Origin of the sequence: Aquibium sp. ELW1220, assembly GCF_030398385.1 — a bacterium.
Classification (GTDB): Bacteria; Pseudomonadota; Alphaproteobacteria; order Rhizobiales; family Rhizobiaceae; genus Aquibium.
Window position 1 is genome coordinate 38,875 of sequence record NZ_JAOAOQ010000010.1, and the last position, 25,843, is coordinate 64,717.

The following is a 25,843-nucleotide window of genomic DNA, read 5'->3' on the forward strand; positions in this document are numbered from 1 at the left end:
ATGGCAAAGAAGCTCGCCAAGCGCGTCGCCAAGTCCCGTGAGGGCGTCGACGTCAACAAGTCCTACGACCTCGCCGAAGCCCTGAAGATGCTCAAGGAGCGCGCCACGGCAAAGTTCGACGAGACGATCGAGGTCGCGATGAACCTCGGCGTCGACCCGCGCCACGCCGACCAGATGGTCCGAGGCGTCGTCAACCTGCCGAACGGCACCGGCCGCACCGTGCGCGTGGCCGTGTTCGCCCGCGGCGCGAAGGCCGAGGAAGCCACCAAGGCCGGCGCCGACATTGTCGGTGCAGAGGATCTGGTGGAGATCGTGCAGAAGGGCGAGATCAACTTCGACCGCTGCATCGCGACCCCGGACATGATGCCGCTCGTCGGCCGTCTCGGCAAGGTGCTCGGCCCGCGCGGCATGATGCCGAACCCGAAGGTCGGCACCGTGACGATGGACGTCGCCGCTGCCGTCAAGGCCTCCAAGGGCGGTGCCGTCGAGTTCCGCGTCGAGAAGGCCGGCATCATCCATGGCGGCGTCGGCAAGGCCTCGTTCGAGATTGACAAGCTGGTCGAGAACGTCCGCGCCTTCGCCGATGCGGTGATCAAGGCCAAGCCGGCAGGCGCCAAGGGCAACTACGTAAAGCGCGTGGCGCTGTCCTCGACGATGGGCCCCGGCCTGAAGATCGATCCGGCGACGCTCACCGTCGCGTCCTGACGCGATCAGGGGAGGCGGGTTCCGCCTCCGGCAAAGCGAATTCCGGGCTCAACGGCCCGGATCTGCGGGAGGGTAACTTCCCGCACTCCTGTCCGAGATTGCAGGCGGGCCGGTTCAATCCGGTCCTTAATCCGATTGGGTCTGCATGAGACGGGGTCGAGCCGACGAAGAAGCGAACGCGTCGCTTCGGAGAAGGTTTCGAACCGTGTGTGCCTTTTGTCAGCGCGCTCCGGCGGATCACCATCCGGCGGGCGAGGCGAAAGGGGGCAGGATCCTCGAGCGCCGCTCGGGCGATTCTAACGGATTGTCCCGGCCGGCAAAAGGCAACCCGGCAGTTCCTCCCTCGGGAGGGATCGCCAACTGGAGATAGGCAGTGGACAGAGCGGAAAAACGCGAACTCGTCACGGACCTGAACGGAGTCTTCCAGACTTCCGGCTCGGTGGTCGTGGCCCACTATGCCGGCATCACCGTTGCGCAAATGAACGATCTTCGTACGAAGATGCGCGCAGCAGGTGGTTCCGTCAAAGTCGCGAAGAACCGTCTCGCCAGAATCGCTCTTCAGGGCACGCCGTCAGAGGGGATGAAGGATCTGTTCATCGGACAGACCCTGATCGCCTATGCGGAAGATCCGGTCGTCGCGCCGAAGATCGCATCCGAGTTCGCCAAGGGGAATGACAAGCTCGTCATTCTCGGTGGCGCGATGGGTGAGACCTCGCTCGACGTCGAGGGCGTGAAGACGCTTGCGACGCTCCCGTCGCTCGACGAGCTTCGCGCAAAGCTGGTGGGGATGATCTCCACGCCGGCAACCCGGATCGCCCAGGTCGTCAACGCGCCGGCAGCGCAGCTTGCCCGCGTGTTCGGCGCCTATGCCCGGAAGGACGAGGCGGCATGAGGCCGGTCCTCGGACATACCAACACACGTTCGAACACATTCTCACTGAAGGAACACAACAATGGCTGATCTCGCCAAGATCGTAGACGACCTCTCCAGCCTCACCGTCCTCGAGGCGGCCGAGCTGTCGAAGATGCTCGAAGAGAAGTGGGGCGTTTCCGCCGCCGCTCCGGTGGCCGTGGCCGCTGCCGGTGGTGGCGCCGCCGCTGCCGCTCCCGTCGAGGAGAAGACCGAATTCGACGTCGTGCTGATGGAAGCCGGCGCTCAGAAGATCAACGTCATCAAGGAAGTCCGCGCCATCACCGGCCTGGGCCTCAAGGAAGCCAAGGATCTGGTCGAAGGCGCGCCGAAGCCCGTCAAGGAAGCCGTGTCCAAGGCCGATGCCGACAAGTTCAAGGCACAGCTGGAAGCAGCCGGCGCCAAGGTCGAGCTGAAGTAAGCATCTGCGTGAAGGCGGACGGGCCCGTCCCGTCCGCCGACCCCGCCCGAGGGGAGTTGTCGTCGGGATGCGTCCGGGAACCCATTTCCTGACGGCCGTATACCGGCCTTCCGGAAAAGGGTTTTCACCTGTTTTGACTACCGCGGCACCTTCGAAGCTGCGGCGAACGACAAGCCAGTATGGCAGCAAGGAGCGACGATGGCCCAGACCCACACGTTCAACGGTCGCAGGCGCGTACGCAAGTTCTTCGGAAAGATTCCGGAAGTTGCGGAAATGCCGAACCTCATCGAGGTTCAGAAAGCATCCTATGACCAGTTCCTGATGGTGGAGGAGCCGGAAGGCGGGCGGCCGGACGAGGGACTGCAGGCCGTCTTCAAGTCAGTGTTTCCGATCTCCGACTTCTCGGGCGCCTCGATGCTGGAGTTCGTCAAGTACGAGTTCGAGCACCCGAAGTTCGACGTCGACGAGTGCCGCCAGCGCGACCTGACCTACGCCGCTCCGCTGAAGGTGACGCTGCGCCTGATCGTGTTCGATATCGACGAGGACACCGGGGCCAAGTCGATCAAGGACATCAAGGAGCAGGACGTCTACATGGGCGACATGCCGCTCATGACGTCGAACGGCACCTTCATCGTCAACGGCACAGAGCGCGTCATCGTCTCGCAGATGCACCGTTCGCCGGGCGTGTTCTTCGACCACGACAAGGGCAAGTCGCACTCGTCGGGCAAGCTGCTGTTCGCCGCGCGCGTGATCCCGTACCGCGGCTCCTGGCTCGACATCGAGTTCGACTCGAAGGACGTCGTGCATGCGCGCATCGACCGTCGCCGCAAGATTCCGGTGTCGTCGCTTTTGATGGCGCTCGGCATGGACGGCGAAGAGATCCTGTCGACCTTCTACAACAAGCTCGCCTTCGAGCGTGACGGCGAGGGCTGGCGCCTGCCGTTCTCCGTCGACCGCTTCCGCGGCCGCAAGGCGGTGACCGAGCTCGTCAACGCCGATACCGGCGAAGTCGTGGTCGAGGCCGGCAAGAAGATCACCGCGCGCCAGGCGCGGCAGCTCGGCGAGAAGGGCCTGAAGTTCATCCGCGCCAACCAGGACGACGTCTACGGCAGCTATCTCGCCGAAGACATCGTCAACCCGGAGACCGGCGAGATCTTCCTCGAGGCCGGCGACGAGATCGACGAGAAGACGCTGAAGGTGCTGCTCGACGCGGGCCTGGATGAAATCCAGGTTCTCGACATCGACCACGTCAACATCGGCGCCTATATCCGCAACACGCTCGCGGTCGACAAGAACGAGAGCCGCCAGGACGCGCTGTTCGACATCTACCGCGTGATGCGTCCGGGCGAGCCGCCGACGCTCGAGACCGCAGAAGCGATGTTCAACTCGCTGTTCTTCGATTCGGAGCGCTACGACCTGTCGGCCGTCGGCCGCGTCAAGATGAACATGCGCCTGGAACTCGACGCTGCCGACACGGTGCGCGTGCTGCGCAAGGAGGACATCCTTGCCGTGGTCCGCACGCTGGTCGAGCTGCGCGACGGCAAGGGCGAGATCGACGACATCGACAATCTCGGCAACCGCCGCGTCCGCTCGGTCGGCGAGCTGATGGAGAACCAGTACCGCGTCGGCCTGCTGCGCATGGAGCGCGCGATCAAGGAGCGCATGTCGTCGATCGAGATCGACACCGTCATGCCGCAGGACCTGATCAACGCCAAGCCGGCGGCCGCCGCCGTGCGCGAGTTCTTCGGTTCCTCGCAGCTGTCGCAGTTCATGGACCAGACCAACCCGCTGTCGGAGATCACCCACAAGCGCCGCCTGTCGGCGCTCGGACCCGGCGGTCTCACCCGAGAGCGCGCCGGTTTCGAGGTGCGCGACGTGCACGTCACGCATTACGGCCGCATCTGCCCGATCGAGACGCCGGAAGGCCCGAACATCGGCCTGATCAACTCGCTCGCGACCTTCGCCCGGGTCAACAAGTACGGCTTCATCGAGAGCCCGTACCGCAAGATCATCGACGGCAAGGTCAGCCACGAGGTCGTCTATCTCTCGGCGATGGAGGAGGCCAAGCACTACGTCGCGCAGGCCAACGCCATTCTCGACGAGGAGGGCAGCTTCACCGAGGAGTTCGTCATCTGCCGCCACGCCGGCGAGGTGATGATGACTCCGCGCGAGAACGTCGACCTGATGGACGTGTCGCCCAAGCAGATGGTCTCGGTGGCCGCGGCGCTGATCCCGTTCCTCGAGAACGACGACGCCAACCGCGCGCTGATGGGCTCGAACATGCAGCGCCAGGCGGTGCCGCTGGTTCGCGCCGAGGCGCCGTTCGTGGGCACCGGCATGGAACCGATCGTGGCGCGTGACTCCGGCGCGGCGATCGCCGCCCGCCGCACCGGCATCGTCGACCAGGTGGACGCGACCCGTATCGTCATCCGCGCGACCGAGGATCTCGATCCCGGCAAGTCGGGCGTCGACATCTATCGCCTGATGAAGTTCCAGCGCTCGAACCAGAACACCTGCATCAACCAGCGTCCGCTGGTGCGCGTGGGCGACCGGCTCGAGAAGGGCGACATCATCGCCGACGGTCCGTCGACCGACCTCGGCGATCTGGCGCTCGGCCGCAACGTGCTCGTCGCGTTCATGCCGTGGAATGGCTACAACTACGAGGACTCCATCCTGCTCTCCGAGCGGATCGTGTCGGACGACGTCTTCACCTCGATCCACATCGAGGAGTTCGAGGTCGCCGCGCGCGATACCAAGCTCGGACCGGAGGAGATCACGCGCGACATTCCGAACGTGTCGGAAGAGGCGCTGAAGAACCTCGACGAGGCCGGCATCGTCTACATCGGCGCGGAAGTGGCGCCGGGCGACATCCTGGTCGGCAAGATCACGCCGAAGGGCGAGAGCCCGATGACGCCGGAGGAGAAGCTCCTGCGCGCCATCTTCGGCGAGAAGGCGTCGGATGTCCGCGACACCTCCATGCGGATGCCGCCCGGGACCTTCGGCACGGTCGTCGAAGTGCGCGTCTTCAACCGCCACGGCGTGGAGAAGGACGAGCGCGCGATGCAGATCGAGCGCGAGGAGATCGAACGCCTCGCCAAGGACCGCGACGACGAGCAGGCGATCCTCGATCGCAACGTCTATTCGCGCCTGGTCGACATGCTGAACGGCAAGGAAGCGATTGCCGGGCCCAAGGGCTTCAAGAAGGGCTCCGCCCTCTCGAAGGCCGTGCTCGACGATTATCCGCGCTCGCAGTGGTGGCAGTTCGCTCTCGAGGACGAGAGGCTGCAGGGCGAACTCGAGGCGCTTCGCGCACAGTACGACGATTCCAAGAAGGCGCTCGAGCAGCGCTTCATGGACAAGGTCGAGAAGGTGCAGCGCGGCGACGAGATGCCCCCCGGCGTCATGAAGATGGTCAAGGTCTTCGTCGCTGTGAAGCGCAAGATCCAGCCGGGCGACAAGATGGCCGGCCGTCACGGCAACAAGGGTGTCGTGTCGCGGATCGTGCCGGTGGAGGACATGCCGTTCCTGGAAGACGGGACGCATGCCGACATCGTGCTCAATCCGCTCGGCGTGCCGTCGCGCATGAACGTGGGCCAGATCCTCGAGACCCATCTTGGATGGGCCTGCGCGGGCATGGGCCGCAAGATCGGCGATCTCGTCGAGGCCTATCGTGCCGGCGGCGAAATCCAGCCGCTGCGCGACACGCTCGAGGAGCTGATCCCGGACAACGACCGCAACGAGCCCGTGCGCCGCTATGACGACGACAGCATCGTGCGGCTCGCCGACCAGATGAAGCGGGGCGTCTCGATCGCCACGCCGGTCTTCGACGGTGCCAACGAGGCCAACATCAACGAGATGCTGGAACAGGCCGGCCTGCACACGAGCGGCCAGTCGGTGCTCTACGACGGACGCACGGGCGAGCCGTTCGATCGCAAGGTGACGATGGGCTACATCTACATGCTCAAGCTGCACCACCTGGTGGACGACAAGATCCACGCGCGTTCGATCGGACCCTACTCGCTCGTCACCCAGCAGCCGCTGGGCGGCAAGGCGCAGTTCGGCGGTCAGCGCTTCGGCGAGATGGAGGTCTGGGCGCTGGAAGCCTACGGCGCGGCCTACACGCTGCAGGAGATGCTGACGGTCAAGTCGGACGACGTGGCCGGGCGTACCAAGGTGTACGAGGCGATCGTGCGCGGCGACGACACCTTCGAGGCCGGCATTCCGGAGAGCTTCAACGTTCTCGTCAAGGAAATGCGCTCGCTGGGTCTCAGCGTCGAACTCGAGAACAGCCGTCTCGACGATGCGCAGGCCCGACTGCCCGACGCGGCCGAGTAACCGCACCCCGGGTGCGCCGTAACCGGCGCACCCATTCCTGCCGCCCGGACGGGGCTGCGGGGAAGTCTTCAGAGACGACGATGGGACCCGTGCGTCCGTCGTCGTCCGGTAGTCCGGGCCTGACGCCCGGAGATTTTCGAAAAGGGGGCCGGCGACGGTTCCTAACAGGAGAACGGCATGAACCAAGAGGTCATGAATCTCTTCAACGCGCAGGTTCCGGCGCAGACGTTCGATTCGATCCGGATCTCGCTGGCCAGCCCCGACAAGATCCTGTCGTGGTCCTACGGCGAGATCAAGAAGCCCGAGACGATCAACTACCGTACGTTCAAGCCCGAGCGTGACGGCCTGTTCTGCGCGCGCATCTTCGGCCCGATCAAGGACTACGAGTGCCTGTGCGGCAAGTACAAGCGCATGAAGTACAAGGGCATCATCTGCGAGAAGTGCGGCGTGGAAGTCACGCTGTCGCGCGTGCGCCGCGAGCGCATGGGCCACATCGAGCTCGCAGCGCCCGTCGCGCACATCTGGTTCCTGAAGTCGCTGCCCTCGCGCATCGGCACGCTGCTGGACATGACGCTGAAGGACATCGAGCGCGTCCTCTATTTCGAGAACTACATCGTCACCGAGCCGGGCCTCACCGACCTCAAGCAGCACCAGCTGCTGTCGGAAGAGGACTACATGGCCGCCGTCGACAATTTCGGTGAGGATTCCTTCACCGCCATGATCGGCGCCGAGGCGATCCACGAGCTGCTGGCCTCGATGGAACTCGACAAGATCGCCGTGCAGCTGCGCGACGACCTCGCCACGACGACGTCCGACCTCAAGCAGAAGAAGCTTCTGAAGCGGCTGAAGGTGGTCGAGAACTTCATGGAGTCCGGCAACCGTCCGGAGTGGATGATCATGAAGATCATCCCGGTGATCCCGCCGGACCTGCGTCCGCTGGTTCCGCTGGACGGCGGCCGCTTCGCGACGTCGGACCTGAACGACCTCTACCGCCGCGTCATCAACCGCAACAACCGCCTGAAGCGGCTGATCGAGCTGCGCGCGCCCGGCATCATCATCCGCAACGAGAAGCGCATGCTGCAGGAGGCCGTCGACGCGCTGTTCGACAACGGCCGCCGCGGCCGCGTCATCACGGGCGCCAACAAGCGTCCGCTGAAGTCGCTGTCCGACATGCTGAAGGGCAAGCAGGGCCGCTTCCGCCAGAACCTGCTCGGCAAGCGCGTCGACTATTCCGGCCGCTCTGTCATCGTGACCGGCCCGGAGCTGAAGCTGCACCAGTGCGGCCTGCCGAAGAAGATGGCGCTCGAGCTGTTCAAGCCCTTCATCTACGCCCGCCTCGACGCCAAGGGTTACTCCTCGACCGTCAAGCAGGCCAAGAAGCTGGTCGAGAAGGAGAAGCCGGAGGTCTGGGACATCCTCGACGAGGTGATCCGCGAGCATCCGGTACTGCTCAACCGCGCGCCGACGCTGCACCGCCTGGGCATCCAGGCCTTCGAGCCCACCCTGATCGAAGGCAAGGCGATCCAGCTGCACCCGCTGGTCTGCACGGCCTTCAACGCGGACTTCGACGGCGACCAGATGGCGGTTCACGTGCCGCTGTCGCTGGAAGCCCAGCTCGAGGCCCGCGTGCTGATGATGTCGACCAACAACATCCTGCATCCCGCGAACGGCCAGCCCATCATCGTGCCGTCGCAGGACATGGTGCTGGGTCTCTACTACCTGTCGATCGTCAACCAGAACGAACCGGGCGAGGGGATGGTTTTCGCCGACATGGGCGAGCTCCATCACGCGCTCGAGACCAAGGCTGTGACGCTGCACACCAAGATCCGCGGTCGTTTCAAGACCGTCGATGCGCAGGGCAAGCCGACGTCCAAGATCTACGAGACGACTCCAGGCCGGATGATCATCGGCGAGCTTCTGCCAAAGAACGTCAACGTTCCGTTCGATACCTGCAACCAGGAGATGACAAAGAAGAACATCTCCCGGATGATCGACACGGTCTATCGCCACTGCGGCCAGAAGGAGACGGTGATCTTCTGCGATCGCATCATGCAGCTCGGCTTCGGCCATGCCTGCCGTGCCGGCATTTCGTTCGGCAAGGACGACATGCTGATCCCGGACGCGAAAGCCGAACTCGTCGCGAAGACCGAGGCGCTCGCCAAGGAATACGAGCAGCAGTACAATGACGGCCTGATCACCCAGGGCGAAAAGTACAACAAGGTGGTGGACGCCTGGGCGAAGTGCTCGGAGAAGGTCGCCGAGGAGATGATGGGCCGCATCAAGGCGGTCGAGTTCACCCCCGACGGGCGGCAGAAGCCGATGAACTCGATCTACATGATGTCGCACTCCGGCGCGCGCGGGTCTCCGACCCAGATGCGTCAGCTTGCCGGCATGCGCGGCCTGATGGCCAAGCCGTCGGGCGAGATCATCGAGACGCCGATCATCTCGAACTTCAAGGAAGGCCTGACCGTTCTGGAGTACTTCAACTCCACCCACGGCGCCCGCAAGGGCCTGGCCGACACCGCGCTGAAGACGGCCAACTCGGGCTATCTGACGCGTCGCCTCGTCGACGTGGCGCAGGACTGCATCGTCAACGCGGTCGACTGCGGCACCGACAAGGGCCTGACCATGCAGCCGATCGTGGATGCCGGACAGGTGGTGGCCTCGCTCGGCCAGCGCGTTCTCGGCCGCACGGCGCTCGACGACATCAACCACCCGGTCTCTGGTGACCTGATCGTCAAGGCCGGTACGCTGATGGACGAGCGTGACGTCGAGGCGATCGAGAAGGCGGGCATCCAGACGATCCGCATCCGCTCGGCGCTCACCTGCGAGGTGAAGGTCGGCGTCTGCGCCGTCTGCTACGGCCGCGACCTGGCGCGGGGCACCCCCGTCAACCAGGGCGAGGCGGTGGGCGTCATCGCCGCGCAGTCGATCGGCGAACCGGGCACACAGCTCACCATGCGTACCTTCCACATGGGCGGCACGGCCCAGGTGGTCGACAGCTCATTCCTCGAAGCCTCCTACGAGGGCACGGTCCAGATCCGCAACCGCAACGTGGTGCGCAACTCCGACGGCCATCTGGTTGTCATGGGCCGCAACATGGCCATCGTCATCCTCGACGAGGGCGGCAAGGAGCGGGCGGTCCACCGCGTCACCTATGGTTCGCGCATCTTCGTGGACGAGGGCGACAAGGTGAAGCGCGGCCAGCGCGTGGCCGAGTGGGATCCCTATACCCGTCCGATCCTCACGGAAATCGAGGGCAGGGCGGAGTTCGAGGATCTGGTCGACGGTATCTCCGTGCAGGAGACGACCGACGAATCGACCGGCATCACCAAGCGCGAGGTCATCGACTGGCGGTCGACGCCGCGCGGCTCGGACCTCAAGCCGGCGATCACCATCCTCGACGCCAAGGGCAAGGTGGGCAAGCTCGCCAAGGGTGGCGACGCCCGCTTCATGCTCTCGGTGGAAGCGGTCCTGTCGGTGGAGCCGGGCTCGCAGGTGCGGCCGGGCGACGTCGTCGCGCGTATCCCGATGGAAAGCGCCAAGACCAAGGACATCACGGGCGGTCTGCCGCGCGTGGCGGAACTGTTCGAGGCCCGTCGGCCGAAGGACCATGCCATCATCGCCGAGATCGACGGCACGGTGCGGTTCGGACGCGACTACAAGAACAAGCGCCGCATCATCATCGAGCCGCACGAGGAAGGCGCGGAGCCGGTGGAGTATCTCATCCCGAAGGGCAAGCCATTCCATCTCCAGGACGGCGACGCGATCGAGAAGGGCGACTACATCCTCGACGGCAACCCGGCGCCGCACGACATCCTGGCGATCAAGGGCGTGGAGGCGCTGGCCTCCTACCTCGTCAACGAGATCCAGGAAGTCTACCGGCTGCAGGGCGTGTTGATCAACGACAAGCACATCGAGGTGATCGTTCGCCAGATGCTGCAGAAGATCGAGATCACGGAGCAGGGCGACTCGGTGTACATCCCGGGCGACCATGTCGACGTGATCGAGTTCGACGAGATCAACGAGCGGCTGGTCGAAGACGGCAAGAAGCCGGCGCAGGGCCAGCCGGTCCTGCTCGGCATTACCAAGGCCTCGCTGCAGACGCCATCCTTCATCTCGGCCGCCTCCTTCCAGGAGACGACCCGCGTGCTGACGGAGGCTGCCGTGGCCGGCAAGACCGACACGCTGCAGGGCCTGAAGGAGAACGTCATCGTCGGCCGCCTCATCCCGGCCGGCACGGGTGGGACGATGAGCCAGATCCGGCGCATCGCCAAGGCCCGCGACGAACTCATCCTCGACGAGCGCCGCAAGGCATCGGGCGTGGAGATGGCCGAGCCGATGCTGGCCGACATGTCGCGGACGCCCGCCGAATAGGCGATCGTTTCCCGATCGACGAACAAGGGCCGCCGGATCCATCCGGCGGCCTTTGCATTTCAAGGGGTCGGCAGAACCGCGAGCGGAGAATGCAGGTCGCCGGACGATGGCCGGACCTTGCCGCCGAGATCGTATCGATCCGTGAGGGGATCCGGGCCCTTTGCGGCACGCCGGAGCTGCTTCATGGAACGCTTTCGCTCTGAGTGAAGTAGCTCACATACGGCGTGACAACAGCCGCGCTAGAGAAGAAGGCGCGGCAGTCGATCGGGTCAATGACCTCCCAGCCGCATTCTGGCCGTCCGGACAATGCCCCGCCGGACGGCCTTTTTTTATGCGATTGCCGCAGTTGCCGAGCGACCGGCCTTTCAGGCAGCGAATGCACAGGGGAATGGACGAAGCGTCAGGCCGGCTCGTCGAACGTGACGACCGAGACTTCGCCCTCGATCGCGCCCTGGTAGGCCGACAGATGCGGCTCGTCGTCGGGGATTCCGTCGAGGTCGCCGATCTGGTCGAACTCGGCTTCCGCGTAGCCTTCGCGAGCGAGCGATTCGAGGGCGACTCGCACCGCCGTGTCGTCGTCCGGCGCGATAAGAAGGACATGAACCCCTTCCGAATCGCCGCCCTTCCGTCGCCAGACCCGGCCGGTAATGATCGTCACGGGGCGAGCTTCGTTGTCGTTCATCTATATAAGCTTCCGAATCGCTATGGGTTAAGGGAGTGGTTGCCCCGCCTATTGTTATAGTCGCACCGATAGGCCGGATGTGACAGGCCGTGTATAGTCACATTCCATTTCGCAGCGCCTCGATTTCGTAAGAAATCCACATTTCGGCCGCCGGCTGCGCTCCGTTGGCGTGTTCGAAGCGAAAACTCGCGCTGCGGGCTTGACGATGGCGGTCGTTGGGGTTAGAAGCCGCCTCGTCTGAGCCGATGTGAGACTTGGCCTTTCGGAGCGACACGCTCTGAAGTTCGTCTCAAACAGGGTTCGTTTTACGAGCGACGACATTTCCGGCATGCACGAAGCGCGTTGCGCTTCCTCTGCTTTTTGTTCGGGCAGGACCGCGATGGCGGTTTTTGGCCCGAATTTGCGTATGGAAGCGGCGCTTCTGACGGCCCTGAAACGGGCTTTGGACACGGATTTGAAAAAGAGGGAAGGTTGAATGCCTACCGTAAACCAGCTGATCCGCAAGCCGCGCATTGCGCCGGTGAAGCGCAACAAGGTTCCGGCCATGCAGGCCAACCCGCAGAAGCGTGGCGTCTGCACGCGCGTCTATACGACGACGCCGAAGAAGCCGAACTCGGCGCTCCGCAAGGTTGCGAAGATCCGCCTCGTCAATGGCTTCGAAGTGATCGGCTACATCCCCGGCGAAGGTCACAACCTTCAGGAGCACTCCGTGGTCATGATCCGCGGCGGCCGCGTGAAGGATCTTCCGGGCGTGCGTTACCACATCATCCGCGGCGTGCTCGATACCCAGGGCGTCAAAAACCGCAAGCAGCGCCGGTCCAAGTACGGCGCGAAGCGTCCGAAGTGACCAGAGCTTAGCGAGGCAAAGAGACCCATGTCCCGTCGTCACAGTGCAGAGAAGCGTGAGATCAACCCGGACCCGAAGTTCGGCGACCTGATCGTCACCAAGTTCATGAATGCCGTCATGCATCACGGCAAGAAGTCCATCGCCGAGACCATCGTGTACGGCGCGCTGGATCAGGTCCAGGCCAAGACGAAGCAGGAGCCGGTGACGGTCTTCCATCAGGCGCTCGACAATGTCGCTCCGCACGTGGAAGTCCGGTCGCGTCGCGTCGGCGGCGCCACCTATCAGGTTCCCGTCGATGTGCGCCCGGAGCGCCGCCAGGCGCTGGCCATCCGGTGGCTGATCACGGCTGCCCGCGGTCGCAACGAGACCACCATGGTTGACCGGCTGTCCGGCGAGCTCATGGACGCGGCCAACAACCGCGGCACCGCCGTCAAGAAGCGCGAAGACACGCACCGGATGGCGGAAGCCAACCGCGCCTTCGCGCACTACCGCTGGTAATCCCAGGTCGAATAGCAAGCGAGAGGCACCTCCCATGGCCCGCGAGTACAAGATCGAAGACTACCGAAATTTCGGTATCATGGCGCACATCGACGCCGGCAAGACCACGACGACCGAGCGCGTCCTCTACTACACCGGCAAGTCCCACAAGATCGGCGAAGTCCATGACGGCGCCGCCACGATGGACTGGATGGAGCAGGAGCAGGAGCGCGGCATCACGATCACGTCGGCCGCGACGACCACCTACTGGACCGGTCGCGACGGCAAGATGCGCCGCTTCAACATCATCGACACGCCGGGCCACGTCGATTTCACCATCGAAGTCGAGCGTTCGCTGCGCGTTCTCGACGGTGCCATCGCGCTTCTCGACGCCAATGCCGGTGTGGAGCCTCAGACGGAGACCGTCTGGCGCCAGGCGGACAAGTATCACGTGCCGCGTCTCATCTTCTGCAACAAGATGGACAAGATCGGTGCCGATTTCTATCGCTCCTACGAGATGATCGGCTCGCGCCTCGGTGCGCAGGCCGTCGTCATGCAGCTGCCGATCGGCGCGGAGAACGACTTCGCCGGCGTCATCGACCTCGTCGAGATGAAGGCGCTCGTCTGGAGGTCCGAGAACCTCGGCGCCGAATGGGACGTGGTCGAGATTCCGGCCGACATGCAGGCTCGCGCCGAGGAATTCCGCGAGAAGCTCGTGGAAGCCGCGGTCGAGATGGACGAGGGCGCACTGGAGCGCTACCTCGACGGCGAACTGCCGTCGCACGACGAACTTCGCTCGCTGGTCCGCAAGGGCACGATCGCGGTCAAGTTCTTCCCGATGTTCTGCGGCTCGGCTTTCAAGAACAAGGGCGTACAGCCGCTGCTCGACGCCGTGGTCGACTACCTGCCGGCGCCGAACCAGGTTCCGGACATCAAGGGCGTTGACCCCAAGACCGAAGCCGAGATCGTGCGCAAGTCGTCCGACGAAGAGCCTCTGTCGATGCTCGCCTTCAAGATCATGAACGACCCGTTCGTCGGCTCGCTCACCTTCTGCCGCATCTATTCGGGCAAGCTCACCAAGGGCATCTCGCTCGACAACACGGTGAAGGGGAAGAAGGAGCGCATCGGCCGCATGCTGCAGATGCATTCCAACTCCCGCGAGGACATCGAGGAGGCCTTCGCCGGCGACATCGTCGCGCTGGCCGGCCTCAAGGACACGACCACGGGCGACACGCTCTGCGACCCGCTGAAGCCGGTCATCCTGGAGCGCATGGAGTTCCCCGATCCGGTCATCCAGATCGCGATCGAGCCGAAGACTAAGGGCGACCAGGAGAAGATGGGCCTCGCCCTCAACCGCCTGGCCGCCGAGGATCCGTCCTTCCGCGTCAAGACCGACGAGGAATCCGGCCAGACGATCATCGCCGGCATGGGCGAGCTGCATCTCGACATCATCGTCGACCGCATGCGCCGCGAGTTCAAGGTCGAGGCGAATGTCGGCGCCCCGCAGGTCGCCTATCGCGAGACGATCACCAAGGTCGCCGAGATCGACTACACGCACAAGAAGCAGACCGGCGGCACGGGCCAGTTCGCCCGCGTCAAGATCATCTTCGAGCCGAACCCGGCGGGCGAGGACTTCGTGTTCGAGTCCAAGATCGTCGGCGGTTCGGTGCCGAAGGAATACATCCCGGGCGTCCAGAAGGGCATCCAGAGCGTCATGTCGTCGGGTCCGGTCGCGGGCTTCCCGATGCTGGGCGTGAAGGCCACCCTGATCGACGGCGCCTTCCACGACGTCGACTCCTCGGTTCTCGCCTTCGAGATCGCATCCCGCGCGGCGTTCCGCGAGGGTGCGCAGAAGGCCGGTGCCCAGCTGCTCGAGCCGATCATGAAGGTCGAGGTCGTCACGCCGGAAGACTACGTGGGTTCGGTCATCGGCGACCTCAACGGCCGCCGCGGCCAGATCCAGGGCCAGGAGGCACGCGGCAACGCTGCCGTCATCAACGCGATGGTGCCGCTGGCCAACATGTTCAAGTACGTCGACAACCTGCGCTCGATGTCGCAGGGCCGCGCCCAGTACACGATGCTGTTCGATCACTACGAACCGGTGCCGAACGCTGTCGCGCAGGAAATCCAGAAGAAATACGCGTAAATCCCGCGGGATTGGCAATAAACCGACTTCAACGCCCCTCGCGGGCAGCAGAAATGGAGACCTCACATGGCAAAAGGTAAATTCGAGCGCACCAAGCCTCATGTGAACATCGGCACGATCGGTCACGTCGACCATGGCAAGACGTCCCTGACGGCTGCGATCACGAAGTACTTCGGCGAGTACAAGGCGTACGACCAGATCGACGCCGCTCCGGAGGAGAAGGCGCGCGGCATCACGATCTCGACGGCGCACGTGGAATACGAGACGGCGGCGCGCCACTACGCCCACGTCGACTGCCCGGGCCACGCCGACTACGTCAAGAACATGATCACGGGTGCCGCGCAGATGGACGGCGCGATCCTGGTGGTCTCGGCCGCCGACGGCCCGATGCCGCAGACGCGCGAGCACATCCTGCTCGCCCGCCAGGTCGGCGTGCCTTCGATCGTGGTGTTCCTGAACAAGGTCGATCTCGTCGACGATCCGGAACTTCTCGAGCTGGTCGAGCTCGAGGTTCGCGAGCTGCTGTCGATGTACGAGTTCCCGGGCGACGACATTCCGATCGTTGCCGGCTCGGCGGTCTGCGCCCTCGAGGACAAGCAGAAGGAGATCGGCGAGGACGCGGTTCGCAAGCTGATGGAGGCGGTCGACGCCTACATCCCGACGCCGGAGCGTCCGGTCGACCAGCCCTTCCTGATGCCGATCGAGGACGTGTTCTCGATCTCGGGCCGCGGCACGGTGGTGACGGGTCGCGTCGAGCGCGGCATCGTCAAGGTCGGCGAGACGGTCGAGATCGTGGGCATCCGCGCGACGACGTCGACGACGGTGACGGGCGTCGAGATGTTCCGCAAGCTGCTCGACCAGGGCCAGGCCGGCGACAACATCGGCGCGCTGCTGCGCGGCGTGGACCGCGAGGGCGTGGAGCGCGGCCAGGTGCTGTGCAAGCCGGGTTCGGTGAAGCCGCACACCAAGTTCAAGGCCGAGGTCTACATCCTGACCAAGGACGAGGGCGGCCGCCACACGCCGTTCTTCACCAACTACCGTCCGCAGTTCTACTTCCGCACGACCGACGTGACGGGCGTGGTGACGCTGCCGGAAGGCACGGAAATGGTGATGCCGGGCGACAACCTGGCCGTCGACGTCACGCTGATCGTGCCGATCGCCATGGAAGAGAAGCTGCGCTTCGCCATCCGTGAAGGCGGTCGCACCGTCGGCTCGGGCATCGTCGCCACCATCGTCGAGTAACAAGAAGAATAAACGGTCTGTCGCGGGCGGGCATCGCCCGCGCCCGCGAAAGATCTGAAGGAATTGACGCATGAACGGTCAGAACATCCGCATTCGCCTGAAAGCGTTCGACCATCGCGTTCTCGACGCTTCCACGCGCGAGATCGTCTCGACGGCCAAGCGCACCGGCGCCAGCGTTCGCGGCCCGGTTCCGCTGCCGACGCGGATCGAAAAATTCACTGTCAACCGCTCGCCTCACATCGACAAGAAGAGCCGCGAGCAGTTCGAGATGCGTACCCACAAGCGGCTCCTCGACATCGTCGACCCGACGCCGCAGACGGTGGACGCTCTCATGAAGCTCGACCTCGCCGCCGGCGTCGACGTCGAGATCAAGCTCTAAGCAGCGGGCAAAAGGCAGGCAGGGGCTACCCGGGCCTGGAACCCTGAAAAGGAATTCGAACCGATGCGTTCAGGTGTTATCGCACAGAAAATCGGGATGACGCGCATCTACAACGACGCGGGCGAACATGTGCCCGTCACGGTCCTCCGGATGGAGAACTGTCAGGTCGTTGCACAGCGCACCCAGGAAAAGAACGGCTACACCGCCGTGCAGCTCGGTGTCGGGCTCGCCAAGGTGAAGAACACGTCGAAGTCGATGCGCGGCCATTTCGCGACCGCGTCGGTCGAGCCGAAGTCGAAGGTCGCCGAGTTCCGCGTCTCCCCCGAGTTCATGCTCGAGGTCGGCTCCGAGATCACTGCCGATCACTTCGTCGCCGGCCAGAAGGTCGACGTGACGGGTACCTCGATCGGCAAGGGCTTCCAGGGCGTCATCAAGCGGCACAACTTCGGTGGTGGTCGCGCGACGCACGGCAACTCGGTGTCGCACCGCACGCATGGCTCGACCGGTCAGCGCCAGGACCCCGGCAAGGTGTTCAAGGGCAAGAAGATGGCCGGACACATGGGCGACACCCGCGTCACGACGCAGAACGTCGAGATCGTGTCGACCGACACGGATCGCGGCCTGATCCTCATCCGCGGCGCCGTTCCCGGCTCCAAGGGCGCCTGGATCCTGGTTCGCGACGCGGTGAAAGCCTCTCTGCCCGACAATGCGCCGAAGCCGGCTGCGCTGCGGGCCAAGAATGAAGCTCCGGCCGTCGAAGGAGCCGCGTGATGGACATCAAGATTACGACGCTGAGCGGCGGCGACGCCGGGCAGGTTTCCCTTTCGGACGAGATCTTCGGTCTCGACCCCCGCGAGGACATCCTGCAGCGCGTGGTGCGCTGGCAGCTCGCCAAGAAGCACCAGGGTACCCACAAGGCGAAGGGGCGGTCCGAGATCGCCCGCACCGGCGCCAAGATGTACAAGCAGAAGGGTACGGGCCGCGCCCGCCACCACTCCGCCCGCGCACCGCAGTTCCGCGGCGGCGGCAAGGCCCACGGCCCGGTCGTCCGCAGCCACGAGCACGACCTTCCCAAGAAGGTCCGCGCGCTTGGCCTCAAGCACGCGCTTTCGGCCAAGGTGAAGTCGTCCAGCCTGATCGTCGTCGATGAGCTGGCGCTGAGCGAGGCCAAGACGAAGGCGCTGCTGCAGAGCCTGACGTCGCTCGGCCTGTCGAATGCGCTGATGATCGGCGGTGCCGAGGTCGATGCGGGCTTCAAGCGCGCTGCGGCCAACATCCCGAACATCGACGTGCTGCCGATCCAGGGCATCAACGTCTACGACATTCTGCGCCGCGGCACGCTCGTCCTCTCGAAGGCGGCGGTCGAGGCTCTCGAGGAGCGCTTCAAATGACTGACCTTCGCCACTACGATGTGATCGTCAGCCCGGCGATCACCGAAAAGTCCACGATGGCCTCCGAGTTCAACCAGGTGGTCTTCAACGTCGCCCGCAAGGCGACGAAGCCGGAGATCAAGGCCGCCGTCGAGGCGCTGTTCGGGGTCAAGGTCCGCGCCGTGAACACCCAGGTCCGCAAGGGCAAGGTGAAGCGCTTCCGCGGCACCGTCGGCCGCCTGAGTGATGTCAAGAAGGCGGTCGTGACGCTGGCCGAAGGCCACTCCATCGACGTCGCAACCGGTCTCTGAGAGGCTTGAGGTAACGATATGGCACTCAAGAAGTACAATCCGGTGACGCCCAGCCAGCGCCAGCTGGTGATCGTCGACCGCTCCGGCCTCTACAAGGGCAAGCCGGTCAAGGGCCTCACCGAGGGCCTGACCAAGTCCGGTGGCCGCAACAACTACGGCCGCGTGACGGCCCGCTTCATCGGCGGCGGTCACAAGCGCACGTATCGCATCATCGATTTCAAGCGCCGCAAGTTCGACATGGTCGCGACCGTCGAGCGCCTGGAGTATGACCCGAACCGCACCGCCTTCATCGCGCTCATCCGCTACGAGGACGGCGAGCTTTCCTACATCCTGGCGCCGCAGCGCCTGGTGGCGGGCGACAAGGTGATCGCCGGCGAAAGCGCCGACGTGAAGCCGGGCAACGCGATGCCGCTGTCGGCCATGCCGGTCGGCACGATCGTGCACAATGTCGAGCTCAAGCCGGGCAAGGGCGGCCAGATCGCCCGTTCGGCCGGTGCTTACGTGCAGCTCGTCGGCCGCGACCAGGGCATGGCGATCCTGCGCCTGAACTCGGGCGAACAGCGCATCGTTCACGGCTCCTGCATGGCCACCGTCGGTGCCGTGTCCAACCCGGACCACGGCAACATCAACGACGGCAAGGCCGGTCGCACCCGCTGGCGCGGCAAGCGTCCGCACAACCGCGGCGTGGCGATGAACCCGGTCGACCATCCGCACGGCGGCGGCGAAGGCCGCACCTCCGGCGGCCGTCATCCGGTCTCCCCGTGGGGCAAGCCGACGAAGGGCAAGCGGACGCGGTCCAACAAGGCGACCGACAAGTTCATCATGCGCTCGCGCCACGCGCGCAAGAGCTAAGAAGAGGTAGAGACGTGACCCGTTCAGTCTGGAAAGGCCCGTTCATCGACGGCTATCTGCTGAAGAAGGCAGAGAAGGTCCGTGACAGCGGCCGCAACGAGGTGATCAAGATGTGGAGCCGCCGCTCCACGATCCTGCCGCAGTTCGTCGGCCTCACCTTCGGTGTCTACAACGGCCAGAAGCACATCCCCGTCAACGTGTCGGAAGACATGGTCGGGCACAAGTTCGGCGAGTTCTCGCCGACCCGGACCTATTACGGGCACGGCGCGGACAAGAAGTCGAAGAGGAAGTAATCATGGGCAAGGCCAAAGCTCCGCGCAGGCTTGCTGACAACGAGGCGCGCGCCGTTCTGCGCACGATCCGCGTCAGCCCGCAGAAGCTGAATCTCGTCGCCGCGCTCATCCGCGGCAAGAAGGTGGCGACCGCGCTCGCCGAACTGGAGTTCTCGCGCAAGCGGATCGCCGAGACCGTGCGCAAGACGCTCGAATCGGCCATCGCCAATGCCGAGAACAACCATGACCTGGACGTCGACTCTCTGGTCGTCGCCGAGGCCTATGTCGGCAAGTCGATCGTCATGAAGCGTTTCCACGCCCGTGGCCGTGGCCGCGCCAGCCGTATCGAGAAGCCGTTCTCGCACCTCACGATCGTCGTGCGCGAAGTCGAAGAGCAAGTGGAGGCTGCCTGATGGGCCAGAAAGTCAACCCGATCGGCCTGCGCCTCGGGATTAACCGCACCTGGGACTCGCGCTGGTACGCCAACACCGGCGAGTACGGCCAGTTGCTCCACGAGGACATCAAGATCCGCAAGTATCTGATGAACGAGCTGAAGCAGGCCGCGATCTCGAAGGTCGTGATCGAGCGTCCGCACAAGAAGTGCCGCGTCACGATCCACGCCGCGCGTCCGGGCCTGATCATCGGCAAGAAGGGCGCCGACATCGAGAAGCTTCGCAAGAAGCTGATGGAGATGACGAAGTCCGAGACGCATCTCAACATCGTCGAGGTGCGCAAGCCGGAAATCGACGCCACGCTGATCGCGCAGTCGATCTCGCAGCAGCTCGAGCGCCGCATCGCCTTCCGTCGCGCCATGAAGCGCGCGGTGCAGTCGGCCATGCGTCTCGGCGCCGAGGGCATCCGCATCAACTGCTCGGGCCGTCTCGGCGGCGCCGAAATCGCACGCATGGAATGGTACCGCGAGGGCCGCGTTCCGCTGCACACGCTGCGCGCCGACGTCGACTACGGCACGTCCGAGGCGAAGACCGCCTACGGCATCTGCGGCGTCAAGGTCTGGGTGTTCAAGGGCGAGATCCTCGAGCACGACCCGATGGCGTCGGAGCGTCGCGCGACCGAGGGCGAAGCGTCTTCGGGTGGCGGTGGTCGCCGCCGCGAGCGCGAACACGCCTGAGCGGCAACAGGATTGAATTCGGAGTAGACAGAGATGCTGCAGCCAAAGCGCACGAAGTTCCGCAAGCAGTTCAAGGGCCGTATCCATGGCGCTGCGAAGGGCGGGACCAACCTCGATTTCGGCGCTTTCGGATTGAAGGCGCTGGAGCCCGAGCGCGTCACCGCGCGCCAGATCGAGGCGGCCCGCCGCGCGATCACGCGTGAGATGAAGCGCCAGGGCCGGGTCTGGATCCGGGTGTTCCCGGACGTTCCGGTGACCTCCAAGCCGACCGAAGTCCGCATGGGCAAGGGCAAGGGCTCGGTGGAATACTGGGCCTGCCGGGTGAAGCCGGGCCGCGTGATGTTCGAGATCGACGGCGTCTCGGAAGTGATCGCACGCGAAGCGCTGCGCCTCGGCGCCGCCAAGCTGCCGGTCAGGACGCGCTTCGTACAGCGCATTGCGGAATAGGGAAGGGCCAGAGATGAAAGCCTCCGACGTCCGGGCCAAGTCGCCCGACCAGCTCAACGACGAGCTCGCGAGCCTCAAGAAGGAGCAGTTCAACCTGCGCTTCCAGAAGGCCACCGGCCAGCTCGAGAAGACAGCGCGCGTGAAGGAAGTCCGCCGGGACATCGCGCGCATCAAGACCATCGCCGCCGAGAAGTCGGCCGGCAAGAAGGCTTAAGGACAAGACCATGCCAAAGCGCATCCTGCAGGGCACCGTCGTCAGCGACAAGAACGACAAGACGGTCGTCGTCAAGGTCGAACGCCGCTTCACGCATCCGGTGATGAAGAAGACCGTTCGCATGTCGAAGAAGTACAAGGCGCACGACGAGACCAACGCCCACAAGGTCGGCGACCAGGTGTTCATCCAGGAATCGAAGCCGATTTCGAAGGACAAGTGCTGGGTCGTCCTGACCGAGGCGCAGGCCGAAGCGCAGGCATAAATAAAACAACGTACGGCCGTCGGGCGGGCGCCCGCGAGCCGGTGAAGAAGAAGGCGGCCAGTCATGATTCAGATGCAGACTAACCTCGACGTTGCCGATAATTCCGGCGCGCGTCGTGTCATGTGCATCAAGGTGCTCGGCGGTTCGAAGCGCAAGTACGCTTCGGTCGGCGACATCATCGTCGTGTCGATCAAGGAGGCCATTCCGCGCGGAAAGGTCAAGAAGGGCGACGTGATGAAGGCCGTGGTGGTTCGCACCGCCAAGGACATCCGCCGCGCCGACGGCAGCGTCATCCGTTTCGACAAGAACGCCGCCGTCCTCGTCGACAACAAGAAGGAGCCGGTCGGCACGCGCATCTTCGGCCCGGTTCCGCGCGAACTCCGCGCCAAGAACCACATGAAGATCATCTCGCTCGCGCCGGAAGTGCTGTAAGGAGCCCGACCAATGCAGAAGATTCGCAAAGGCGACAAGGTCGTCGTGCTCGCCGGCAAGGACAAGGGCCGCACCGGCGAAGTCCTTCGCATGATGCCGTCGGAAGACAAGGCACTCGTGCGCGGCATCAACATCATCCGCCGCCACCAGAGGCAGTCCCAGACCACGGAAGGCGGCATCATTTCCAAGGAAGCGCCCATCCACGTTTCCAACATCGCGATCGCCGATCCCAAGGACGGCAAGCCGACCCGCGTCGGTTTCGAGGTGAAGGATGGCAAGAAGGTGCGCGTGGCCAAGCGTTCGGGAGCTTCGATCGATGTCTGACACAGCTTACGAGCCGCGCCTGAAAGCCGTCTTCCGCGATACCATTCGCAAGACGCTGCAGGAGCAGTTCAAGTACGAGAACGAGATGCAGATTCCGCGTCTCGACAAGATCGTCATCAACATGGGCGTCGGCGAGGCGACCGCGGATTCCAAGAAGCCGACGGTCGCGGCTGCCGACCTGGCGATGATCGCGGGCCAGAAGGCTGTGGTGACGCGCGCCCGCACGTCGATCGCCGGCTTCAAGGTTCGCGAGAACATGCCGATCGGCGCGAAGGTCACCCTGCGCAAGGACCGGATGTACGAGTTCCTGGACCGCCTGATCACGATCGCGCTGCCGCGCGTTCGCGACTTCCGCGGTCTCAATCCGAAGAGCTTCGACGGCCGCGGCAACTTCGCCATGGGCGTCAAGGAGCACATCGTGTTCCCGGAGATCAACTACGACAAGGTTGATCAGATCTGGGGCATGGACATCATCGTTTGTACGACTGCCAAGACGGACGACGAGGCCCGGGCGCTGCTCAAGGCCTTCAACTTCCCCTTCCGGCAGTAACGGCGGCGATAGAAGGATTTAACGAGAATGGCAAAGACCAGCTCAATCGAGAAGAACAACAAGCGGCGCAAGCTCGTGGATCTGTATGCAGCCAAGCGCAAGGCGCTCAAGGCGATCATCATGAACCAGGATCTGCCGCTCGAGGACCGCTTCCGCGCTCAGCTGAAGCTCGCGGCGATGCCGCGCAACTCGGCGCGCAACCGCATCCGCAACCGCTGCGAAGTGACGGGCCGTCCGCGCGCCTATTATCGCAAGCTGAAGATGTCGCGTATCGCACTGCGCGAACTCGGCTCGCTCGGGCTCGTCCCGGGCCTGGTCAAGTCGAGCTGGTAAGGAGCACGAACGATGTCCATGAGTGATCCTCTCGGCGATATGCTGACCCGCATCCGCAACGCGATCGGCCGCCGCAAGACCAAGGTCTCGACGCCCGCGTCGAAGCTGCGCGCCCGCGTTCTGGAGGTGCTGAAGAGCGAGGGCTACATCCGCGACTTCAGCCAGACCGACTTCGACAACGGCAAGTCCGAGATCGAAATCGAGCTGAAGTATTTCGACGGCGTGCCGGTGATCCGCGAGATCGCCCGCGTCTCCAAGCCGGGCCGGCGCGTCTATGTCTCGGCCAAGACCATTCCGCAGGTCGCCAACGGCCTAGGCATCTCGATCCTGTCGACGCCGAAGGGCGTGATGGCCGATCACGAGGCGCGCGAGCAGAACGTCGGCGGCGAAGTGCTCTGCCGGATCTTCTGATCCCGCAGGCATGAGATAGGAACAGGAACGAGGACAAGACCATGTCTCGTATTGGCAAGAAACCCGTATCGGTGCCGCAGGGCGTGACCGCTTCCGTCGACGGTCAGACCGTGACGGCCAAGGGCCCGAAGGGTGAACTGAAGTTCGTCGTCAACGACGAAGTGCTGGTCAAGATGGAGGATGGCCTGATCGCCGTCGATCCGCGCGACCAGTCGAAGGTCGCCCGCTCCAAGTGGGGCATGTCCCGCACGCAGATCGCCAACATCCTGGCGGGCGTGAAGGACGGCTTCGAGAAGAAGCTCGAGATCACCGGCGTCGGCTACCGTGCCACCATGCAGGGCAAGAACCTGCAGTTGGCTCTTGGCTTCAGCCATGACGTCGTCTACCAGACGCCCGATGGCATCACCATCGCGACGCCGAAGCCGACGGAAATCGTCGTGACCGGCATCGACAAGCAGAAGGTCGGCCAGGTGGCGGCGGAAATCCGCGAGTATCGCGGTCCCGAGCCCTACAAGGGCAAGGGCGTGCGCTACGCGGGCGAGAAGATCGTCCGCAAGGAAGGCAAGAAGAAGTAACGCCGCGGGCAGCGGTCGCGGGAGGCTCAAGCCTACCGCACAGGGCCGCACCCGTCTGTTGAAGGCAAGGACGTATAGACATGGCTTCCAAGGTTTCCATCACCAAGCGCGCCACGCGCATCCGCAAGCAGATCAAGAAGGTCGCGAACGGGCGTCCGCGCCTGTCCGTGCATCGCTCTTCGAAGCACATCTACGCGCAGATCATCGATGATTCGAAAGGCCACACGCTGGCTGCCGCTTCGTCGCTCGATACGGATCTGAAGGCTTCGCTCAAGACGGGTGCCGACACCGCGGCTGCTGCCGCCGTCGGCAAGCTCGTCGCGGAGCGTGCGGTCAAGGCCGGCGTCACCGACGTCGTGTTCGACCGTGGCGCCTACATCTACCACGGCCGCGTCAAGGCGCTGGCCGAGGCCGCGCGCGAAGGCGGCCTGAGCTTCTGATTTTTCGCCGCCGCCGGGCAAAGTCCCCGCGGCACCCATCAACCCGTGCTACCGGAAAAGAACAAGGAACGAGGATATGGCACAGGAACGCAGGGACGGCGGCCGTGGCCGCGACCGCGAGCGTGAAGAACGCGACGACGGGATGGTGGACAAGCTCGTCCACATCAACCGCGTCGCCAAGGTGGTCAAGGGTGGTCGTCGCTTCGGCTTCGCCGCGCTCGTCGTCGTCGGCGACCAGAAGGGTCGCGTCGGCTTCGGCCATGGCAAGGCGCGCGAAGTGCCGGAAGCTATCCGCAAGGCCACCGAGGCGGCCAAGCGCGACATGATCTTCGTGCCGCTGCGCGGCGGTCGCACGCTGCATCACGACGTTGCCGGCCGCCATGGCGCCGGACGCGTTCTGCTGCGCACCGCCAAGGCCGGTACGGGCATCATCGCGGGCGGTCCGATGCGCGCCGTCTTCGAGACGCTCGGCATGCACGACGTCGTCGCCAAGTCGATGGGGTCGTCGAACCCCTACAACATGGTCCGCGCGACCTTCGATGCCCTGAAGCACCAGATGCACCCGAAGGACATCGCGGCGCAGCGCGGCATCAAGTACTCCGCGATCCAGAGCCGCCGCGGCGCGGCCGTCGCAGACGAATAGTCCGCGGACGGCGAGAAGGAACACGCACATGGCTGAGAACAAGAAGACCGTCACGGTCGAGCAGATCGGCAGCCCGATCCGCCGCCCGTCCGAGCAGCGCGCGACGCTGGTCGGCCTGGGCCTCAACAAGATGCATCGCCGCCGGACGCTCGAGGACACTCCGTCCGTCCGCGGCATGATCGCGAAAGTGCAGCACCTCGTCCGCGTCGTGGACGAGGCTTGACCGACGCGGGAGAAAGATCATGAAACTCAACGAACTCCGCGACAAAGAAGGCGCGACCCACGCGCGCAAGCGCCTCGGCCGTGGTATCGGCTCGGGCTCGGGCAAGACCGCCGGGCGCGGCGTGAAGGGCCAGAAGGCTCGTTCGGGCGTGGCCATCAACGGCTTCGAGGGCGGCCAGATGCCGCTCTACCGTCGTCTGCCCAAGCGCGGCTTCAAGAACATCTTCGCGAAGGACTACAACGTCGTTTCGCTCGGTCGCGTGCAGATCGCGATCGACGCGGGCAAGCTCGACGCGAGCGAGACCGTGACGGAAGAGACGCTGATCAAGGCCGGCGTGCTGCGCCGCGCCAAGGCTGGCGTGCGTCTTCTTTCGGATGGCGAGCTGAAGGGCAAGGTTGCGTTCGACGTGGCCGGTGCTTCGAAGGCCGCGGTCGAGAAGGTCGAGAAGGCCGGCGGGTCGGTGAAGGTTCCGGAGAAGGCCGCCGAATAAGGCGGTCTTACGGCTCGCGCCGTCGCTTGCATGATGGCCGGCCGG

At 64.5% G+C, this 25,843-nt stretch carries 31 protein-coding genes; 30 read left to right on the top strand and 1 reads right to left on the bottom strand.

Annotated elements, in window-relative coordinates:
- The 5 genes from rplA (at position 1) to rpoC (ending at position 10,747) form a co-directional block, all read left to right on the top strand.
- Complete coding sequence (rplA, locus tag N1F91_RS11475) at positions 1-705, top strand: 50S ribosomal protein L1 (RefSeq protein ID WP_289992281.1); 705 nt, start codon at positions 1-3, stop codon at positions 703-705.
- Between the two features lie 373 nt (positions 706-1,078).
- The gene (gene rplJ / locus N1F91_RS11480) at positions 1,079-1,597 is read left to right on the top strand and encodes a 50S ribosomal protein L10 (RefSeq protein WP_289992283.1); all 519 of its coding nucleotides are present in this window, start codon (positions 1,079-1,081) and stop codon (positions 1,595-1,597) included.
- Between the two features lie 60 nt (positions 1,598-1,657).
- Positions 1,658-2,035: a 50S ribosomal protein L7/L12 gene (rplL, locus tag N1F91_RS11485; protein ID WP_289992284.1), complete on the top strand. Its 378-nt coding sequence runs from the start codon at positions 1,658-1,660 to the stop codon at positions 2,033-2,035.
- A 198-nt stretch (positions 2,036-2,233) separates the two neighbouring features.
- The gene (gene rpoB / locus N1F91_RS11490) at positions 2,234-6,370 is read left to right on the top strand and encodes a DNA-directed RNA polymerase subunit beta (protein WP_289992285.1); all 4,137 of its coding nucleotides are present in this window, start codon (positions 2,234-2,236) and stop codon (positions 6,368-6,370) included.
- 177 nt (positions 6,371-6,547) lie between these two features.
- On the top strand, positions 6,548-10,747 hold the full coding sequence (rpoC, locus tag N1F91_RS11495) for a DNA-directed RNA polymerase subunit beta' (protein ID WP_289992288.1): 4,200 nt from the start codon (positions 6,548-6,550) through the stop codon (positions 10,745-10,747).
- Positions 10,748-11,147: 400 nt separating this feature from the next.
- Here the strand turns inward: rpoC and N1F91_RS11500 are convergent, their stop codons facing one another.
- Positions 11,148-11,429, bottom strand: a complete 282-nt coding sequence (locus N1F91_RS11500; protein WP_289992289.1) for a transcriptional regulator — start codon at positions 11,427-11,429, stop codon at positions 11,148-11,150.
- A 475-nt stretch (positions 11,430-11,904) separates the two neighbouring features.
- On the opposite strand from N1F91_RS11500, the gene rpsL reads away from it, so the two are divergent.
- The 25 genes from rpsL (at position 11,905) to rplO (ending at position 25,798) form a co-directional block, all read left to right on the top strand.
- The gene (gene rpsL / locus N1F91_RS11505) at positions 11,905-12,276 is read left to right on the top strand and encodes a 30S ribosomal protein S12 (protein ID WP_024585419.1); all 372 of its coding nucleotides are present in this window, start codon (positions 11,905-11,907) and stop codon (positions 12,274-12,276) included.
- A gap of 27 nt (positions 12,277-12,303) precedes the next feature.
- The gene (gene rpsG, locus N1F91_RS11510) at positions 12,304-12,774 is read left to right on the top strand and encodes a 30S ribosomal protein S7 (protein ID WP_126702528.1); all 471 of its coding nucleotides are present in this window, start codon (positions 12,304-12,306) and stop codon (positions 12,772-12,774) included.
- Positions 12,775-12,808: 34 nt separating this feature from the next.
- Positions 12,809-14,899, top strand: coding sequence for an elongation factor G (gene fusA, locus N1F91_RS11515; RefSeq protein WP_289992298.1), 2,091 nt, complete (start codon positions 12,809-12,811; stop codon positions 14,897-14,899).
- A 66-nt stretch (positions 14,900-14,965) separates the two neighbouring features.
- The gene (gene tuf / locus N1F91_RS11520) at positions 14,966-16,141 is read left to right on the top strand and encodes an elongation factor Tu (protein ID WP_289992300.1); all 1,176 of its coding nucleotides are present in this window, start codon (positions 14,966-14,968) and stop codon (positions 16,139-16,141) included.
- 70 nt (positions 16,142-16,211) lie between these two features.
- Complete coding sequence (gene rpsJ / locus N1F91_RS11525; RefSeq protein WP_072606015.1) at positions 16,212-16,520, top strand: 30S ribosomal protein S10; 309 nt, start codon at positions 16,212-16,214, stop codon at positions 16,518-16,520.
- A gap of 63 nt (positions 16,521-16,583) precedes the next feature.
- Positions 16,584-17,291 carry a 50S ribosomal protein L3 gene (gene rplC / locus N1F91_RS11530; RefSeq protein ID WP_289992302.1) on the top strand — a complete coding sequence of 236 codons (708 nt, stop codon included), beginning with the start codon at positions 16,584-16,586 and terminating at the stop codon, positions 17,289-17,291.
- The gene (rplD, locus tag N1F91_RS11535) at positions 17,291-17,911 is read left to right on the top strand and encodes a 50S ribosomal protein L4 (RefSeq protein WP_289992303.1); all 621 of its coding nucleotides are present in this window, start codon (positions 17,291-17,293) and stop codon (positions 17,909-17,911) included. Before rplC ends, rplD begins: the two co-directional genes overlap by 1 nt.
- Complete coding sequence (locus tag N1F91_RS11540) at positions 17,908-18,201, top strand: 50S ribosomal protein L23 (protein ID WP_187972037.1); 294 nt, start codon at positions 17,908-17,910, stop codon at positions 18,199-18,201. The genes rplD and N1F91_RS11540 overlap by 4 nt, the downstream gene beginning before the upstream one ends.
- An 18-nt stretch (positions 18,202-18,219) precedes the next feature.
- Positions 18,220-19,053 (top strand): 50S ribosomal protein L2, encoded by an 834-nt coding sequence (gene rplB, locus N1F91_RS11545; RefSeq protein ID WP_289992304.1) that lies wholly within the window; start codon positions 18,220-18,222, stop codon positions 19,051-19,053.
- Positions 19,054-19,067: 14 nt separating this feature from the next.
- On the top strand, positions 19,068-19,346 hold the full coding sequence (gene rpsS / locus N1F91_RS11550) for a 30S ribosomal protein S19 (RefSeq protein ID WP_126701534.1): 279 nt from the start codon (positions 19,068-19,070) through the stop codon (positions 19,344-19,346).
- Positions 19,347-19,348: 2 nt separating this feature from the next.
- Complete coding sequence (gene rplV, locus N1F91_RS11555; RefSeq protein ID WP_187972035.1) at positions 19,349-19,738, top strand: 50S ribosomal protein L22; 390 nt, start codon at positions 19,349-19,351, stop codon at positions 19,736-19,738.
- Entirely contained in the window at positions 19,738-20,454 is a 717-nt protein-coding gene (gene rpsC / locus N1F91_RS11560) for a 30S ribosomal protein S3 (RefSeq protein WP_289992305.1), read from the top strand. Before rplV ends, rpsC begins: the two co-directional genes overlap by 1 nt.
- A 33-nt stretch (positions 20,455-20,487) precedes the next feature.
- A complete protein-coding gene (rplP, locus tag N1F91_RS11565) occupies positions 20,488-20,901 on the top strand; it encodes a 50S ribosomal protein L16 (RefSeq protein WP_289992306.1) in 414 nt (137 codons plus the stop codon).
- A gap of 13 nt (positions 20,902-20,914) precedes the next feature.
- A complete protein-coding gene (rpmC, locus tag N1F91_RS11570) occupies positions 20,915-21,115 on the top strand; it encodes a 50S ribosomal protein L29 (RefSeq protein ID WP_126701538.1) in 201 nt (66 codons plus the stop codon).
- A 10-nt stretch (positions 21,116-21,125) separates the two neighbouring features.
- The gene (rpsQ, locus tag N1F91_RS11575; RefSeq protein WP_126701539.1) at positions 21,126-21,377 is read left to right on the top strand and encodes a 30S ribosomal protein S17; all 252 of its coding nucleotides are present in this window, start codon (positions 21,126-21,128) and stop codon (positions 21,375-21,377) included.
- A 63-nt stretch (positions 21,378-21,440) separates the two neighbouring features.
- Positions 21,441-21,809: a 50S ribosomal protein L14 gene (rplN, locus tag N1F91_RS11580; RefSeq protein WP_126701540.1), complete on the top strand. Its 369-nt coding sequence runs from the start codon at positions 21,441-21,443 to the stop codon at positions 21,807-21,809.
- Positions 21,810-21,821: 12 nt separating this feature from the next.
- Positions 21,822-22,133: a 50S ribosomal protein L24 gene (gene rplX, locus N1F91_RS11585; protein ID WP_289992307.1), complete on the top strand. Its 312-nt coding sequence runs from the start codon at positions 21,822-21,824 to the stop codon at positions 22,131-22,133.
- Positions 22,126-22,683, top strand: a complete 558-nt coding sequence (gene rplE / locus N1F91_RS11590; protein WP_289992308.1) for a 50S ribosomal protein L5 — start codon at positions 22,126-22,128, stop codon at positions 22,681-22,683. The genes rplX and rplE overlap by 8 nt, the downstream gene beginning before the upstream one ends.
- A gap of 27 nt (positions 22,684-22,710) precedes the next feature.
- Positions 22,711-23,016: a 30S ribosomal protein S14 gene (gene rpsN / locus N1F91_RS11595; RefSeq protein WP_126701543.1), complete on the top strand. Its 306-nt coding sequence runs from the start codon at positions 22,711-22,713 to the stop codon at positions 23,014-23,016.
- 12 nt (positions 23,017-23,028) lie between these two features.
- Positions 23,029-23,427 (top strand): 30S ribosomal protein S8, encoded by a 399-nt coding sequence (gene rpsH / locus N1F91_RS11600; protein WP_126701544.1) that lies wholly within the window; start codon positions 23,029-23,031, stop codon positions 23,425-23,427.
- 41 nt (positions 23,428-23,468) lie between these two features.
- Positions 23,469-24,002, top strand: a complete 534-nt coding sequence (rplF, locus tag N1F91_RS11605; protein WP_289992310.1) for a 50S ribosomal protein L6 — start codon at positions 23,469-23,471, stop codon at positions 24,000-24,002.
- Between the two features lie 80 nt (positions 24,003-24,082).
- On the top strand, positions 24,083-24,442 hold the full coding sequence (gene rplR / locus N1F91_RS11610) for a 50S ribosomal protein L18 (RefSeq protein ID WP_289992311.1): 360 nt from the start codon (positions 24,083-24,085) through the stop codon (positions 24,440-24,442).
- 76 nt (positions 24,443-24,518) lie between these two features.
- Positions 24,519-25,085, top strand: coding sequence for a 30S ribosomal protein S5 (gene rpsE / locus N1F91_RS11615; RefSeq protein ID WP_187972026.1), 567 nt, complete (start codon positions 24,519-24,521; stop codon positions 25,083-25,085).
- Between the two features lie 28 nt (positions 25,086-25,113).
- Positions 25,114-25,308, top strand: a complete 195-nt coding sequence (gene rpmD, locus N1F91_RS11620) for a 50S ribosomal protein L30 (protein WP_126701548.1) — start codon at positions 25,114-25,116, stop codon at positions 25,306-25,308.
- A 19-nt stretch (positions 25,309-25,327) separates the two neighbouring features.
- Positions 25,328-25,798, top strand: a complete 471-nt coding sequence (gene rplO / locus N1F91_RS11625) for a 50S ribosomal protein L15 (RefSeq protein WP_289992315.1) — start codon at positions 25,328-25,330, stop codon at positions 25,796-25,798.
- The last annotated feature ends 45 nt before the right edge of the window (positions 25,799-25,843 follow it).

What these genes read in the sequence shown, in the direction of transcription:
- rpsC (WP_289992305.1), top strand. Translation starts at nt 19,738, where the DNA reads ATGGGCCAGAAAGTCAACCCGATCGGCCTGCGCCTCGGGATTAACCGC.
- rpsE (WP_187972026.1), top strand. Translation starts at nt 24,519, where the DNA reads ATGGCACAGGAACGCAGGGACGGCGGCCGTGGCCGCGACCGCGAGCGT.
- rpsJ (WP_072606015.1), top strand. Translation starts at nt 16,212, where the DNA reads ATGAACGGTCAGAACATCCGCATTCGCCTGAAAGCGTTCGACCATCGC.
- rplX (WP_289992307.1), top strand. Translation starts at nt 21,822, where the DNA reads ATGCAGAAGATTCGCAAAGGCGACAAGGTCGTCGTGCTCGCCGGCAAG.
- rpoB (WP_289992285.1), top strand. Translation starts at nt 2,234, where the DNA reads ATGGCCCAGACCCACACGTTCAACGGTCGCAGGCGCGTACGCAAGTTC.
- rplV (WP_187972035.1), top strand. Translation starts at nt 19,349, where the DNA reads ATGGGCAAGGCCAAAGCTCCGCGCAGGCTTGCTGACAACGAGGCGCGC.
- rplO (WP_289992315.1), top strand. Translation starts at nt 25,328, where the DNA reads ATGAAACTCAACGAACTCCGCGACAAAGAAGGCGCGACCCACGCGCGC.
- rplL (WP_289992284.1), top strand. Translation starts at nt 1,658, where the DNA reads ATGGCTGATCTCGCCAAGATCGTAGACGACCTCTCCAGCCTCACCGTC.
- rplD (WP_289992303.1), top strand. Translation starts at nt 17,291, where the DNA reads ATGGACATCAAGATTACGACGCTGAGCGGCGGCGACGCCGGGCAGGTT.
- rplN (WP_126701540.1), top strand. Translation starts at nt 21,441, where the DNA reads ATGATTCAGATGCAGACTAACCTCGACGTTGCCGATAATTCCGGCGCG.
- tuf (WP_289992300.1), top strand. Translation starts at nt 14,966, where the DNA reads ATGGCAAAAGGTAAATTCGAGCGCACCAAGCCTCATGTGAACATCGGC.
- N1F91_RS11500 (WP_289992289.1), bottom strand. Translation starts at nt 11,429, where the DNA reads ATGAACGACAACGAAGCTCGCCCCGTGACGATCATTACCGGCCGGGTC.
- rplE (WP_289992308.1), top strand. Translation starts at nt 22,126, where the DNA reads ATGTCTGACACAGCTTACGAGCCGCGCCTGAAAGCCGTCTTCCGCGAT.
- rpsG (WP_126702528.1), top strand. Translation starts at nt 12,304, where the DNA reads ATGTCCCGTCGTCACAGTGCAGAGAAGCGTGAGATCAACCCGGACCCG.
- rpsH (WP_126701544.1), top strand. Translation starts at nt 23,029, where the DNA reads ATGTCCATGAGTGATCCTCTCGGCGATATGCTGACCCGCATCCGCAAC.
- N1F91_RS11540 (WP_187972037.1), top strand. Translation starts at nt 17,908, where the DNA reads ATGACTGACCTTCGCCACTACGATGTGATCGTCAGCCCGGCGATCACC.
- rpsL (WP_024585419.1), top strand. Translation starts at nt 11,905, where the DNA reads ATGCCTACCGTAAACCAGCTGATCCGCAAGCCGCGCATTGCGCCGGTG.
- fusA (WP_289992298.1), top strand. Translation starts at nt 12,809, where the DNA reads ATGGCCCGCGAGTACAAGATCGAAGACTACCGAAATTTCGGTATCATG.
- rpsQ (WP_126701539.1), top strand. Translation starts at nt 21,126, where the DNA reads ATGCCAAAGCGCATCCTGCAGGGCACCGTCGTCAGCGACAAGAACGAC.
- rplF (WP_289992310.1), top strand. Translation starts at nt 23,469, where the DNA reads ATGTCTCGTATTGGCAAGAAACCCGTATCGGTGCCGCAGGGCGTGACC.
- rplB (WP_289992304.1), top strand. Translation starts at nt 18,220, where the DNA reads ATGGCACTCAAGAAGTACAATCCGGTGACGCCCAGCCAGCGCCAGCTG.
- rpoC (WP_289992288.1), top strand. Translation starts at nt 6,548, where the DNA reads ATGAACCAAGAGGTCATGAATCTCTTCAACGCGCAGGTTCCGGCGCAG.
- rplA (WP_289992281.1), top strand. Translation starts at nt 1, where the DNA reads ATGGCAAAGAAGCTCGCCAAGCGCGTCGCCAAGTCCCGTGAGGGCGTC.
- rplR (WP_289992311.1), top strand. Translation starts at nt 24,083, where the DNA reads ATGGCTTCCAAGGTTTCCATCACCAAGCGCGCCACGCGCATCCGCAAG.
- rpmC (WP_126701538.1), top strand. Translation starts at nt 20,915, where the DNA reads ATGAAAGCCTCCGACGTCCGGGCCAAGTCGCCCGACCAGCTCAACGAC.
- rplC (WP_289992302.1), top strand. Translation starts at nt 16,584, where the DNA reads ATGCGTTCAGGTGTTATCGCACAGAAAATCGGGATGACGCGCATCTAC.
- rpsN (WP_126701543.1), top strand. Translation starts at nt 22,711, where the DNA reads ATGGCAAAGACCAGCTCAATCGAGAAGAACAACAAGCGGCGCAAGCTC.
- rpmD (WP_126701548.1), top strand. Translation starts at nt 25,114, where the DNA reads ATGGCTGAGAACAAGAAGACCGTCACGGTCGAGCAGATCGGCAGCCCG.
- rplP (WP_289992306.1), top strand. Translation starts at nt 20,488, where the DNA reads ATGCTGCAGCCAAAGCGCACGAAGTTCCGCAAGCAGTTCAAGGGCCGT.